The organism is Actinosynnema sp. NPDC053489 (assembly GCF_044544865.1).
GTDB lineage: Bacteria > Actinomycetota > Actinomycetes > Mycobacteriales > Pseudonocardiaceae > Actinosynnema.
This window is the reverse complement of sequence record NZ_JBITXT010000005.1, coordinates 489547-502251: the sequence shown is the minus strand read 5'-3', so window position 1 is coordinate 502251 and position 12705 is coordinate 489547. Positions and strand designations below refer to the sequence as shown.

12 protein-coding genes are annotated in these 12705 nt (G+C 72.2%); 3 read left to right on the top strand and 9 right to left on the bottom strand.

Annotation, left to right across the window (positions count from 1 at the left end):
* Window positions 1-14: 14 nt before the first annotated feature.
* The gene (sbnB, locus tag ACIGNX_RS14670) at window positions 15-1037 is read right to left on the bottom strand and encodes a 2,3-diaminopropionate biosynthesis protein SbnB (protein WP_396540058.1); all 1023 of its coding nucleotides are present in this window, start codon (window positions 1035-1037) and stop codon (window positions 15-17) included.
* Between the two features lie 259 nt (window positions 1038-1296).
* On the opposite strand from sbnB, the gene ACIGNX_RS14665 reads away from it, so the two are divergent.
* The 3 genes from ACIGNX_RS14665 (at window position 1297) to ACIGNX_RS14655 (ending at window position 4519) form a co-directional block, all read left to right on the top strand.
* A complete protein-coding gene (locus ACIGNX_RS14665) occupies window positions 1297-2889 on the top strand; it encodes a tryptophan halogenase family protein (RefSeq protein ID WP_396540056.1) in 1593 nt (530 codons plus the stop codon).
* Window positions 2890-2981: 92 nt separating this feature from the next.
* Entirely contained in the window at window positions 2982-3896 is a 915-nt protein-coding gene (locus ACIGNX_RS14660) for a Gfo/Idh/MocA family protein (RefSeq protein WP_396540054.1), read from the top strand.
* Window positions 3893-4519, top strand: a complete 627-nt coding sequence (locus ACIGNX_RS14655) for an adenylate kinase (RefSeq protein ID WP_396540052.1) — start codon at window positions 3893-3895, stop codon at window positions 4517-4519. Before ACIGNX_RS14660 ends, ACIGNX_RS14655 begins: the two co-directional genes overlap by 4 nt.
* On the opposite strand, the gene ACIGNX_RS14650 is transcribed toward ACIGNX_RS14655, so the two are convergent.
* The 8 genes from ACIGNX_RS14650 to ACIGNX_RS14615 all read right to left on the bottom strand — a co-directional run bounded on the left by ACIGNX_RS14650 (window position 4461) and on the right by ACIGNX_RS14615 (window position 12541).
* Window positions 4461-5648: an acyl-CoA dehydrogenase family protein gene (locus tag ACIGNX_RS14650; RefSeq protein ID WP_396540050.1), complete on the bottom strand. Its 1188-nt coding sequence runs from the start codon at window positions 5646-5648 to the stop codon at window positions 4461-4463. The two genes, ACIGNX_RS14655 and ACIGNX_RS14650, sit on opposite strands and share 59 nt — an antisense overlap.
* Window positions 5645-6427, bottom strand: coding sequence for a DUF2786 domain-containing protein (locus ACIGNX_RS14645; protein WP_396540048.1), 783 nt, complete (start codon window positions 6425-6427; stop codon window positions 5645-5647). Before ACIGNX_RS14645 ends, ACIGNX_RS14650 begins: the two co-directional genes overlap by 4 nt.
* The gene (locus ACIGNX_RS14640) at window positions 6424-7248 is read right to left on the bottom strand and encodes a hypothetical protein (RefSeq protein WP_396540046.1); all 825 of its coding nucleotides are present in this window, start codon (window positions 7246-7248) and stop codon (window positions 6424-6426) included. Before ACIGNX_RS14640 ends, ACIGNX_RS14645 begins: the two co-directional genes overlap by 4 nt.
* Window positions 7249-7250: 2 nt before the next feature.
* Complete coding sequence (locus ACIGNX_RS14635; RefSeq protein WP_396540044.1) at window positions 7251-7523, bottom strand: acyl carrier protein; 273 nt, start codon at window positions 7521-7523, stop codon at window positions 7251-7253.
* The gene (locus ACIGNX_RS14630) at window positions 7520-8821 is read right to left on the bottom strand and encodes a type III PLP-dependent enzyme (protein WP_396540042.1); all 1302 of its coding nucleotides are present in this window, start codon (window positions 8819-8821) and stop codon (window positions 7520-7522) included. Before ACIGNX_RS14630 ends, ACIGNX_RS14635 begins: the two co-directional genes overlap by 4 nt.
* Window positions 8818-10188 (bottom strand): ATP-grasp domain-containing protein, encoded by a 1371-nt coding sequence (locus ACIGNX_RS14625; RefSeq protein ID WP_396540040.1) that lies wholly within the window; start codon window positions 10186-10188, stop codon window positions 8818-8820. Before ACIGNX_RS14625 ends, ACIGNX_RS14630 begins: the two co-directional genes overlap by 4 nt.
* A 1-nt stretch (window position 10189) precedes the next feature.
* Window positions 10190-11116: a 3-oxoacyl-[acyl-carrier-protein] synthase III C-terminal domain-containing protein gene (locus ACIGNX_RS14620; RefSeq protein WP_396540038.1), complete on the bottom strand. Its 927-nt coding sequence runs from the start codon at window positions 11114-11116 to the stop codon at window positions 10190-10192.
* Window positions 11117-11509: 393 nt separating this feature from the next.
* A complete protein-coding gene (locus ACIGNX_RS14615; protein ID WP_396540036.1) occupies window positions 11510-12541 on the bottom strand; it encodes a LysR family transcriptional regulator in 1032 nt (343 codons plus the stop codon).
* Window positions 12542-12705 lie beyond the last annotated feature (164 nt).

The window sequence follows — 12705 nt, the reverse complement described above, 5'->3', positions numbered from 1 at the left end:
CACGGTCAGGCGGCTCAGCGCTTGCCGTAGCGGTCGAGGTCGAAGAAGAAGTCCGGGACCACGGCCAGCTCGCCCGCCCGTGACACCTCGTCGAGGACGTGCTTGCCGACCGCGAGGTCCAGCACGCCCAGGCCGAACGGGGAGAACACCAGCGGCCGGTCCGCCGGCGGCGTCACCGCGCCGGTCATGACGTCGTACAACGTGCCGGACAGGAACGCGCGGTCGCCGGTGAGCTGCTCGGCCAGGTGCGGCGAGGTGTCTGCCTTGAGGCAGTGCTCGACGTCGTCCACCACGTTGGTGGACGCGAGGATCACCTCGGGCGACAGGTCGCGCAGCGACACGTGCAGCACCAGCGGGTTGTGGTCGAACCAGCCCGGGTCGGTGACGTGGGGCCTGCCCGCGACGGTGGCGAACACCACCAGGTCGCTGGAGCGGATCAGGCTCTCCGCGCTGTCGTGGACCCGCACCGCGCCGTCGGCGGCGGACTCGGCGTACCCGCGGAAGCCGCGGGCGGACTCGGCGCTCAGGTCGTGCACGCCGACCTCGTCGAAGCTCCAACCGGTGCCGGCCAGGTAGGTGTGGACGTAGCGCGCGATCAGGCCCGCGCCGACGAACCCGACGCGGGTGGGCCGGGTGCGGCCGCGGCTGAGCCAGTCCGCGGCCAGGGCGGCCGAGGCGGCCGTGCGCACCGCGCTGACGATGGAGCTCTCCAGGCAGGCGATCGGGTAGCCGGTCTCGCGGTCGTTGAGGATCAGCACGGCGGAGGCGCGCGGCAGGCCGGCGGCGACGTTCGCGGGGAAGCTCGAGATCCACTTCACGCCGTGCACGCCAACGTCGCCGCCGATGGACGCGGGCAGCGCGATGATCCGCGAGGACGGGTCCTCCGGGAACCGGAGGAAATAGGACGGAGGATTGATCGTGGCGCCTTCACCGTGCCACCGGTAGGCGGCTTCGACGAGTTCGACCACGTGCTTCTCCCGCCCTCGCAATACCTGGTCCACCTGAGCGCCGGAAATTACCGCGAAGGCAGGTGCCACGATACCGTCCCTTTCGTGTGCAAGTCCTGGAGCAGCGCCGACCCGTCCGGGCAGCGGTCACCACAACATGCTCGCGAACACGGCTGACGAGCCGCTGACACGCCACTGACGGGCGGTGGGTATAGGAAATACATAGCTATTTGCGTTCAGGTTGTCCCGACACTGAAATCCGGGCACTCGCCCTTCGAACACCGGCAGCACCGCGACGAAGTCGGGTTCCGCGGCCTTTGTCGTGATCATGACGGGAGGACAAACCTCGATGGAAGATCGTAGGATCAAGAAGGTCGTGGTGCTCGGTGGCGGCACCGCGGGCTGGATGGCCGCGGCGTACCTCGGCAAGGCGCTGGGCCCCGGTGTGACCATCACCGTGCTGGAGGCGCCGTCGATCCCGAAGATCGGCGTCGGCGAGGCCACCGTCCCCAACCTGCACAAGACGTTCTTCGAGTTCCTCGGCATCGCCGAAGAGGACTGGATGCGCGAGTGCAACGCCAGCTACAAGATGGGCATCAAGTTCGTCAACTGGCGCACCCCGGGCCGCGGCGAGGCGAACCCGCGCCCGCACGGCGACGGCACCGACCACTACTACCACCTGTTCGGCCTGCTGCCCAACCACGAGAACCAGCCGCTGTCGCACTACTGGGCGCACAAGAAGCTGGCCGGGCAGACCGACGAGCCGTTCGACTACGCCTGCTACCGCGAGCCCCCGATCCTGGACGCGAAGCTGTCGCCGCGCTACCTGGACGGCACGAAGTGGACCAACTACGCGTGGCACTTCGACACCAACCTGATCTCGCCGTTCCTGCGCCGGTGGGCCACCGAGAACCAGGGCGCGATCCACATCGAGGACAAGATGACCGAGGCGGTCATCGACCAGCGCGGCCACGTCTCGGCGCTCAAGACCGAGGGCGGTCGCACCATCGAGGGCGACCTGTTCATCGACTGCTCGGGCTTCCGCGGCCTGCTCATCAACCAGGCGATGAAGGAGCCGTTCCTGGACATGAGCGACCACCTGCTCAACGACAGCGCGGTGGCGACGCAGGTGCCGCACGACGACGCGGCCAACGGCGTGGAGCCCTACACCTCCTCGATCGCGATGTCGAGCGGGTGGGCGTGGAAGATCCCGATGCTGGGCCGCTTCGGCACCGGTTACGTGTTCTCCAGCCGGTTCCAGTCGCGTGACGACGCGACGCTGGAGTTCTGCCGGATGTGGGGCCTGGACCCGGAGACGGCGAACCTCAACCAGATCAAGTTCCGCGTCGGCCGCAACCGCCGCGCGTGGGTGAAGAACGTCGTCTCGATCGGCCTGGCCTCCTGCTTCCTGGAGCCGCTGGAGTCGACCGGCATCTACTTCGTGTACGCGGCGCTGTACCAGCTGGCGAAGTACTTCCCGGACAAGAACTTCGACTCGATCCTGCAGGACCGCTTCAACGCGGAGATCGAGACGATGTTCGACGACTCGCGGGACTTCGTGCAGGGCCACTTCAGCTTCGCGCCGCGCAACGACACCGCGTTCTGGCAGGCGTGCAAGGAGCTGCGGCTGGCGGACGACTTCCAGGAGAAGGTCCGCATGTACAAGGCCGGCCTGGCGGTGAACATGCCGATCACCGACGAGTCGACCTACTACGCGAACTTCGACGCGGAGTTCCGCAACTTCTGGAACAACTCCAACTACTACTGCATCTTCGCCGGGCTGGACTACCTGCCCGACCACTCGCTGCCCGCCCTGGCCGCGCGGCAGGACGTGCTCGACTCCGCGGAGCCGGTGTTCGCGCAGATCAAGCAGACGCAGAAGGAACTGCTGACCACCCTGCCGAGCACCTACGAGTACCTCAAGCAGCTGCACGGCAAGTAGGCCCTTCCCTCCCCCCGGGAAGAAGACGAGCCCGCCGGTCCCCCCCGACCCGGCGGGCTCGTCGCCGCGCGTCCACCGTGGATACTCGTGGGGTGGCGACGACACGGGTTGGTCTGGTCGGGGTGGGCACGATCGCCCGCACCCACCTGGAGGTGCTGGCGGAGCGGTCCGACGTGGACCTGGTGTTCACGGTCGACCCGAACACCGGGCCGCCGTCGTTCCGCGGCGCGACGCCCGCGCACCACGCCGACCTCGCCGGCGCGCTGGCCGCGCACGAGCCGGACCTGGTGGTGGTCGCGACGCCGGCGGACTCGCACGTCGACCTCGCCGTGGCGGCGTTGACGGGCTCGGGCGCGCGGGTGCTGGTGGAGAAGCCGCTGGCGCTGGACGCGGCCTCGCTGGACCGGTTGGGCCGCGCGGGGAGCGACCGGTTGTTCGCCGCGCACCACTTCGCGTTCTCGCCCGAGGTCGAGTGGGCCGCCGCGCTGCTGGCCGCGAACCCGGGGTGGGGACCGGTCACGGCGATCACGTCGGCGTTCTGCGACCCGTACGCGCCCAAGGGCGAGCGGGCGTTCGCCTCGTACGTCTCGGCGTGGGCGGACTCGGGGATCAACCAGCTCACCGTGCTGGCCCGGCTGGTGGAGGTCGCGGCGGTGACCTCGCTGCGCGACGAGGGCGACGCCTGCTGGGCGACGGCGTCGTTCCGCTCGCGCGGCGCGGTCGGCACGGCCCGGCTGCGCACCACCTGGCGGACCGGCGCCAGCAGCAAGTCCAGCGTCGTGGCGTGCGGCGACGTGGAGGTCTGGCTCGACCACACGGCGATGACCGGGTTCGCGTTCCGGGGCGCGGAGCTGCTGGCCGAGCACGGCAGCGACGGCCGCACCCCGCGCAAGGTCGCGCACTACCGGCCGCTGTACGCCAGCCTGCTGTCGGACCGGCCGGACCCGGTCCTCGGCTTCGCCGCCGCCGCGGCCCTCACCCGGGCGCACGCGACGGCCGGTCGGTGAACCCGCTGGACGGCCACGCGGCGATGTGGTCGAGTGGTGCCGTGGACTCGTTCGCGGTGCGCCGGATCGTCGTGCTCGGCGTGAGCGGCGCGGGCAAGTCGACGGTGGCGCGCGAGCTGGCCCGGCTCGTGGACGGCCCGCACGTGGAGCTGGACGCGGTGCAGCACGGCCCGGGCTGGTCGACCCCGCCCGCGGAGGAGATCCGGGCCTGGCTGGCGGAGGCCACGGGCGGTCCCGCGTGGGTGGTGGACGGCAACCTCGCCTCGATCACCGCGGACGTGCTGTGGCACCGGGCGGACCTGATCGTGTGGCTGGACCTGCCGCTGTGGGTGGCGCTGCCGCGGCTGGTCCGCCGCACGACGAGCCGGGTCGTGCGGCGGACCGTGCTGTGGAACGGCAACCGGGAGCGGGCGAGCTTCCTGGTCGGGCCCGACTCGGTGCTGGTCTGGGCGGTCAAGGCCCGCCGCAGGCACCGGGCCGACTACCCCGGCCGGCTGGCGCGGGCCGGGGTGCCGTGGGTGCGGCTGCGGTCCTCCGCCGCGGTGGCCCGGTGGCTGGCCGGGTTCAGCGCGGTGAGCCGACGCCGACCCGGAACGGGTCGTCGCGGTCCAGCTTCCCGGTGAACAGGCCCTGGAACAGGTTCAGCTTCTGCATGTTCGACGTGCCCTCGATGAACTCCATGCCGCGCGCGTCGCGCACGAGCTTGTCCAGCCGCGGGTGGTCGAAGCGGGCGCCGAGGCCGAAGAACCCGCAGGCCGCGTGGGTCGCGTCGAGGGCGAGCCGCGCCGCGCGGGCCTTCGCCGCGGACGCCAGGTAGCCGTCGGAGGTGCGGGCGTCGACGGCGCGGGCGGCCAGGTGCACCAGCGCCCGTGCCGCCGTGATCCGCCGGCCCAGCTCGTCGAGCCGGTCGCGCTCGTCGCGCCGCAGGGTCGTGCGGTGCTCCAGGACGTACTCGTGCGCCGCCCGCGCGATGCCGAGCGCGATCGCCGCGACACCGGGCCGGAGCAGGTTGAACGTCTGCACGAACGCCCACGTGCCGCGCCGTGACGGCGACAGGTGCCTGCCGACGAACCGGGAGGCGGGCACGTGCACGTCGTCCATCGTGATCGCGCTGATCCGCGCGCCGCGCAGGCCGATGCTGTCCAGCGCGGTCGCCGAGAAGCCGGGCGCGGGCGTCTCGACCAGGACGGCGTTGACGCCCAGGGGGCCGGAGCCGACGCGGGCGAACACCACCCCGAGCTGCGCCCGGCAGGCGTTGCCGACGTAGCGCTTCTCGCCCGCGAGCACCGCGCCGCCGTCGACGGGCGTCAACGTCGTGGTCAGCCCGCCCGCGTCGGACCCGCGGTCGGGTTCGGTGAGCGCGAAGAACGTCCACAGCGGCTCGGCGAGCATCCGCCCGTAGAACCACTCCTTCTGCTCCCGGTCGGCGAGCAGGTCGACCAGGACCCCGGCCAGCAGCGGACCGGGCGAGGCGACCAGCATCCCGACGTCGGCGCAGGCCAGCTCCTCCATGATGATCGCCCGTTCGAGGGCCAGCGTGCCGTAGAACCGGTTGCCCGCGATGGGGATCGGCACGTTGCCGTACTCGGGCGGGATGCCCATGGTCGACAGGTACCGCACCGCGGGCAGGTCGAAGTGCCCGCGGATCAGCTCGGGGTCGCGGTCGAGTTCGAGGCCGAGGCGGCGGAAGTCCGCGCCCCACTCGCGCACCTGGTCGCGCAACGCCACCAGCCGCGCGTCCAACCCGCTCACGACTCCACGCCCGCGGGCTCGCCCGCCGCAGCGCGGGTGCGCACGTGGGCCTCGGCGAGCAGCTCCGACACGTGCGCCACCTGCCCGGGCCCGCCGGTCAGGTACCCGCTCGCGCCGAGCAGGTTCACCAGCCACCGGTCGGCGGCGGTGATGCGGGCGTGCAGGTGGGCCAGGATCACGCCCGGCAGCTCGCCCGGCGCCACGCCCGTCAGGACCGCGCGCACCTCCAGGTGCTCGATCAGCCCGTCGGCGACGGTCGACTTCACCATCTGCTGCTGGAGCAGCGTGGTGGAGCCGGTGCGCCGGCCGTTCAGGTGGCGCATGCACGTCTCGCGCAGCGCCTCCGACAGCCCGAGCCGCAGCCACACCAGGCCCAGGGCCCACGCGGCCCGCCGGTCGGGGAGGCCGGGGGTGGTCTCGGGGTCCGCTTCTCTCAACCGAGGTGTGGTAACACCGTTTCCGTACAGATCCGGGCCGACTTCACCCGATCGTGTACCCAGGGTCCGCAGCAGCACGACCGCGCCACCGGGCAGCTCCACCGTACCGACCGGGGACTCGTCCAGCAGCGCGCGCTCCGCCACGGCACCGTCCAGCCACACCCGGTCCGCCGACGCCGCCACCTCCTGCGGCACGACCGCGTGCCCGGCGGGCCCGGCGGGCAGCAGGCCGGGCGCCACGAGCGAACCGAGCAGCGTCAACGCGGGCGCCAGCCCCTCGTCGCGCGCCACCAGGTGGCAGCGCGACACCTCGTCCGCGCCCAACCGCACCGACGTCGTCACCGGACCTCCCCGACCGCGGCCAGCCCGAGGTCGCCGGTCGCCGCGTCGTGCTCCACGAGCACCACGGGCTCCGCCGACCCGGCCAACCCCTCCCACAGCGCCGTGCACGGGTACCCGGCCGGCGCCGACCGCACGGTCCCGCCGTGCCGCACCACGCCCGGGTCGATCCCGGCACCGACCACCACGGTCACCCGCTCGTCCCCGCCCACCAGCGACGCCAGCCCGGCGGCCAGCGCGTCCGGCAGGTCGGCCGACGAGACGCCGGGCGTGTGCGCCAGCGCCAACGGCGCGCCGCCGGGCTCCAGCAGCAGCGCCACCCCGGCGTCGCCGGCCGGCCGGTCGGCCACCTCGTAGGGCAGCGTGGCCTGGTCGGCGATGACCACGAGCGCGCGCGAGTAGCCGTGCCGCGTCGCGTAGTCCGAGGCGATCCGCAGCGCCGCGAACGGCGCGCACCGGCCGACGTCGGACACGGAGAACGACAGCGGCGCCCCCGGCACGGCCTCGGCCAGGTACGTGGCGGCCGCCAGCCGGCAGTCCAGGTCGGGGGTGGCGTGGGCGACGATCGCCAGTTGCACGGGGCCCAGCGGTTCGAGCCGCGCGTGCAGCGACCGCGTCAACGCGGTGAACGTGGTGCCGGGCGCGGCGAGGACGTCGGGTCGCAGCTCCACGCCGTACCCGGAGGTCAGGTCGGTGAAGTGGCGCAGCGAGAACTCGTCGTCGAGCGAGCGGTCGGGGGTGGCGCGGGTCCGCACGACCCGCGCCACCCCGAGCGCCCGCGTTCCCGCCGGGCGGGACGGGGTCGGCGCGGTGGTCCGGTACACGGTCAGCGGTCCATTTCCGCGGCGACGAAGTCGGCCAGCGAGCGGACCGTCTCGAAGTGCGCCATCTCCAGGTTGTCGGTGTCGAACTCGACCTCCAGCGCCTCCTCCAGCTGCATCAGCAGCTCGAAGACGCCGGTCGAGTCCAGGCCCAGCTCGTCGAACAGCCGGGACTGCTCGGTCAGCTCCGGCAGGTCGTAGTCGAGCACCTGGGCCAGCACGGAGGTGATGGCGCCGACGATCCGCTCGCGCGGCGCGACGGTGGTGGATTCGCTCATGATGCGGTTCCTTCGGTGAGGGCAGTGGCGGCGGCGCGGTCGGGGAGGTGTTGGTGGCGCAGCAGGTCCTCGGTCTCGTCGCGGGACCGCACGAGGTGGGCGCGCCCGCCGTGGACGAGCACCTCGGCCGGGTAGCCGTGGCTGAGGAACAGCACCGGCGAGGCGGTCGGGCCGTACGCGCCGGAGCGCAGCACCCCGACGAGGTCGCCGGGCCGCACGGGCGGCAGGTCGACCTTCTTGCCGAGGGTGTCGTTGGGCGTGCACAGCGGGCCGGTGACGTGCCAGCTCTCGGTGGCGGGCTCGTCGACCCGGTTGAGCACTCGCATGGGGAAGTTCCGCTTGACGAACGAGCCGATGCCGACCGCCGCCATGTGGTGGTTGGTGCCGCCGTCGGCGACCGCGAACCGCTCCCCCATCGACTCCTTCACGTACCGCACGCGCACGACGTAGGTGCCGGAGGTGGCGGTGAGGTAGCGGCCCAGCTCCATCACCAGCCGGGTGCCGGGGTGCCGGTCGGCGAACCCGGCGATGATCGGGTTGACGCGGGCGGCGAGGAGTTCCAGGTCGAGGTCGCGCTCGCCGTCGAAGTAGGCGACGCCGAGGCCGCCGCCGATGTCGACCAGCTCCAGCGGGATGCCGAGGTGCTCGGCCAGCCGGTCGGCCAGCTCGAAGATGCGCTCGGTGTTCTCGGCGACCGCCTCCTCGGACAGGATGCGGGTGCCCATGTAGACCTGCACGCCCAGGAACCGCACGTTCGGGTGGCGGGCGACCAGGTCGTCGGTGGCGAACAGCTGCGGTTCGTCGATGCCGAACTGGCGCGGCTTGCCGCCCATGGTCAGGCCGGAGCCCTTGACCGAGAAGCTGGGGTTGACCCGCAGCGCGACCGGGGCGCGCAGCCCGCGCAGGGCGGCGAACTCGTCGATGAGCGCCAGCTCGCCGAACGACTCGCACACGATCGCGTAGACGCCCTCGTCCAGGCACGCGGCCAGCTCGTCGGCGCTCTTGCCCGGTCCGAGGAAGATGATGTCGGCCGGGTCGACGCCGGCGCGCCGGGCGGTGACCAGTTCGGCCAGGGAGGACACCTCGGCGCGCGCGCCGCGGCCGTGCAGCACGGACAGCACGCCGATGTTGGGGTTGGACTTGAGGGAGAAGAAGAACTCGAGCCGCGGGTGCAGCAGCTCCTTGAGCCCGTCGACGCGGGCCTCCAGCTCGGCGCCGTCGTACAGGTACAGCGGGGTGCCGTACCGCTCGGCGATCTCGGTGATCCCGATGCCCTGGACCTCGAACTCTGCGCTCACGGTCGCGTCTCCAATCGGGCGGTGATGTCGTCGTCCAGGGCGCGCAGCCGCTCGTCCGACGAGGCGACGAGCAGGCCGTAGAGCCGCCCGTCGAACGCCGAGTCGGCGCGGTGGCCCGCGTTGACCGTGGCGAAGTTGTTGACCAGCAGGCCGGTGCCGCCGGCGCGGTCGAGCAGCAGGCCGCGCAGCAGCTCGCGGACCTCGGCGAACGGCAGCCTGCGGCGCAGCCGCACGGGGTAGTGCCGGGCCAGCGCGATCCGGTCGGGCCCGACGAACCGCTCCTGCACGCGCGCCTGGTAGGTGGACATGTTGTTGCGGGCGTTGATCTCGACCACCGGGTAGAGGCCGTCGTCGGGGTCGACCATGGCGTCCACGCCGACCACGCCAAAGTAGCCGTCGGCGGCGAGCTTCTTGCCCAGCCGGTGGGCGGTGTCGGCGAGTTCGGCGACCTGGCCCGCCGACAGCCGGGCGGGCATCCGGTGTCCCTTGTGGACGCCGCCCTCGGTGTGCAGCTCCTTGACGAAGTCGAAGCGCACGTCGCCGTCGCGGGCCACGGTGAACTGGTAGTTGAGGTCGGCCCGCTTGGCGACCCACTCCTCGACCACGAAGGCGAGCCGGGGCTGCCCGGACTTGGCGACCTGCTTGGCGACCATCCCGAGCAGCCGGTCCATGCGGCGCTCGCCCTCCAGCACGGCGATGCCCTTGCCGGAGACGCCGAGCGCCTCCTTCACCACGACCTTGCGGCCCTCGGCGACCAGCGGGCGGGCCCGGTCGAACGCCTCGCGCAGCTCGTCGACGGTCTCGCAGGCCCAGCCGGTGGGTTGGCGCAGGCCCAGTTCGTCGGCCGCGCGCCGGCTGTAGACCTTGCTGTTGACCGCCTTGCACGTGGTGGCGTCGGGCGCGGCGAGGGCCATGCCGGTGCGCTCGGCCAGGTCGACCTCCAGGTCGGAGACGCCGTGCGCGGTCAGCCGCACGCCGCGTTCGGCGAGGCCGGCGAGGGTCTTGATCGTGCCGGGGTCGGCGAGGGCGTCGGCGGTGACCGTGCGGCGGGGGTCGGAGTCGGCCACGACGTGCACGGTCGGCAGGTCGATGCCCAGCTCGGTGAGGTAGGCGAGGTAGACGGGGTCGGGTGCGGCCTTGAGGACGACGTGGTCGTCGCCGCCCGCCAGCAGGAGCGCGAACTCGTCCATGTGGTTGACCACGGCGGCGCCGCCGGCCGCGGACAGGCGGGGCAGGGTGTGCTCGCCGAGCGCCCACCGCTCCTCGACCTCGAAGTTGCCGAGGAAGGCCAGGGAGGCGTCGGGGGTGCCGAGCAGCGCGGTCTTGAGCCGGCGGGTGAAGTCGTCCATGTCTGCGCTCCGGTGCATCTCAGTGCTCCAGGACGGCGGCGGCGAACGTCTGGCCGAGGCCGGCGGCCGTCATCAGGTACTTGTCGCCGGGCTTGAGCAGGCCGAGTTCGGTGACCGTCTGGTAGTTGATGAACGGGTCGGCGCAGAAGCAGTGGCCGGTGGCGCCGAGGTTGTCCAGGAAGAAGCGGTCGTTGGGCAGGCCGAGGTTCTTGGCCGCGACCGTCCACGACACGCGGTTGACGTTGTGCGGCAGCACCAGGTCGAGGTCGGCGACGCCGATGCCGGCCTCCTCGGTGGCCGCGCCGACGACCTCGGCCAGCGCGTCCTGGTAGATGCGGCGGGCGTCCTTGGCGATCTCGGGGGTGAGGTCGATGACGCCGTCGTCGCGGCCGTGGATGCGGCTGGCGTAGCCGCGCACGTGGTCGCGGTCGCCGTCGGCGGCCACCAGGACCGCGGCCATGCCCTCGCCCATGATGGAGGTGTCGCGGACCCACTGGGTGAACGGGGTGAACGTCTTGTCGCCGGCCAGGATGAGGGCGAGCGCGTCGGGGTCGCCGTCGGCGGCCAGCAGCGTGCCGGCGACGTCGAGGGCGAGCAGGCCGGTGGCGCAGCCGTGGTCGGCGACGGCGAGCGTCTTCGCGTGGCGCAGGCCCAGCGCCTCGCGCACCTCGTGCAGGGGGGTGACGGGGTAGGGCGCGGTGGTGCGCATGCCCTTGGCGCGGATGAGGTAGCGGACCCGCTCCTCCCGGCCGCGCAGCGCGTCGAGCTTCTCCGCCGCCGCGACGAGCAGCTGGGCCTCGGACAGCTCGGACTTGCAGATCCGGTCCAGGCCGTAGAGCCGGGTGAACCGGCGCACCTGCTGGTCGTCGAGGCCGAGCGGTTCCGCCAGGTCCGCGACGGCCACCGTCTCCGGCAGGTGACTCGACACCGCCACCAACGCCGTCATGTGGGTCCTCCTCGCTCGCCCTGGTCCGTTGCCGGATCAAGGTTCGCAAGCCCCGCTGACACCGTGCTGACCGCGAGCTGACCGCCGTGAGTCCTACGTCCAGCCCTCGTGTGTCGTCCCCTCGGGCCTCGTGAGTCCTACGTTCGCGTCGCGTGAGTCCTACGTTCAGGACCCGTGAGTTCAACGCTCGGGTACCCCGGCCGTGCCGCGAGCGTTGAACTCGGGGGTCGCGAACGTAGGACTCTCGGGCGCTGAACGTAGGACTCTCGGGCCCTGGAGGTACGACTCACGAGGGCTGGAGGTACGACTCACGAGGGTTGGGGGTAGGGCTCGTGGGATGGCAGAGGCCACCCCGACCGGGGTCGAGGTGGCCCTTCATCCCCAGTGGACGCGTCAGGTCGCGGCGGTGCGCGAGCCCGTGCCCTGCTGGTCGGGCGCGGCGTCGCGCGGCCACCACCGGCTCGGCCGCGGCAGGAACGCGGCCAGCTCCGGGAAGTCGGTCGGCCGCTCCGTCATCCAGTTCCAGTAGCGCGGGATCGTGCGGGCGTACTCGCAGTAGTACCGGCGCAGCGCGTCGATCAGCTGCCGCAGCGTGTTCGGGTGGATCGATCCCGGCCGCCACACGAGCAGCAGCCTGCTGCGCAACGGTTCGGTCAGCGCCACGAGGCTCACGTCCGACGTGGACCCGGTGGGCGTGGCGAGGGCCGCCGCCCCCGCGTCGCGGACCCAGCTCATCGCCTCGGCATGCCCGCCCGCGTAGTGCATGACCTCCGGCGTGGGGTGGTCGAGCTTGCGGAACAGGTGCTCCTCGACGACGTGGAACCAGTGCCCCGGCACGTGGTGCACCCAGCTCAGCGACAGCATGTGCCTTCGGCTCACCGTAGTCCTGCGGGCCAGGGCGTGATCGCGGGGCAGCGCCAGCCAGATCGGCTCGCGCACGATGACCTCCTTGGCCAGCGCGGGATCCAGCTCCCGCACCCCGTCGACCGCCTCCGGGCTGGGCACGAGCGCCGCGGTCAGCTCACCGCGGCTGACCGCGTCCACGCCCAGCGCCGGGTCCAGCGTCACCGTCTGCACCTCGACCGAGGGCAGCGACGACTGCAGGGCGCGCCGCAGCGTCACGGGGGTCCACTCGGCGTTGCCGATGCGCAGGATCCCGGAGGACAGCGACGACGCCTCGGCCACCACGGCGTCGGCGCGCGTGGCCAGATCGGCCAGCATGGGTATCAACCGCTCGCCCAGCGGCGTCGGGGTGATCCCGAAGGCCGAGCGCACGAACAGGTCGCCGCCGACCGCCTTCTCGATCCGTCTCAATTGGGCGGTGAGGCTCGGTTGGGGCAGGGACAGCTTCGCCGCGGCCTTCGAGATGCTGCCGGCCTCGGCAAGGGTGGTGACCACCCTGGCGTGACGTATCTCCAGGTGCATGCATCCAACCCCTTCGCGTCGTTACTCGGGGTCCACTAACTACGGCGGGTTCGGGGATTTCCCGTCCCGCCTTCGCTCGTGCCGGGCGGCCGTTCCAACCTACCCCACCCGAGAACGCGCGAGGAGGAGTTCACGCTACCGCCAACTATTCGTTGAGTTCTCAA

Coding starts and splice junctions, on each gene's coding strand:
- ACIGNX_RS14665 (WP_396540056.1), top strand. CDS start 1,297: ATGGAAGATCGTAGGATCAAGAAGGTCGTGGTGCTCGGTGGCGGCACC.
- ACIGNX_RS14635 (WP_396540044.1), bottom strand. CDS start 7,523: ATGAGCGAATCCACCACCGTCGCGCCGCGCGAGCGGATCGTCGGCGCC.
- ACIGNX_RS14625 (WP_396540040.1), bottom strand. CDS start 10,188: ATGCACCGGAGCGCAGACATGGACGACTTCACCCGCCGGCTCAAGACC.
- ACIGNX_RS14620 (WP_396540038.1), bottom strand. CDS start 11,116: ATGACGGCGTTGGTGGCGGTGTCGAGTCACCTGCCGGAGACGGTGGCC.
- ACIGNX_RS14615 (WP_396540036.1), bottom strand. CDS start 12,541: ATGCACCTGGAGATACGTCACGCCAGGGTGGTCACCACCCTTGCCGAG.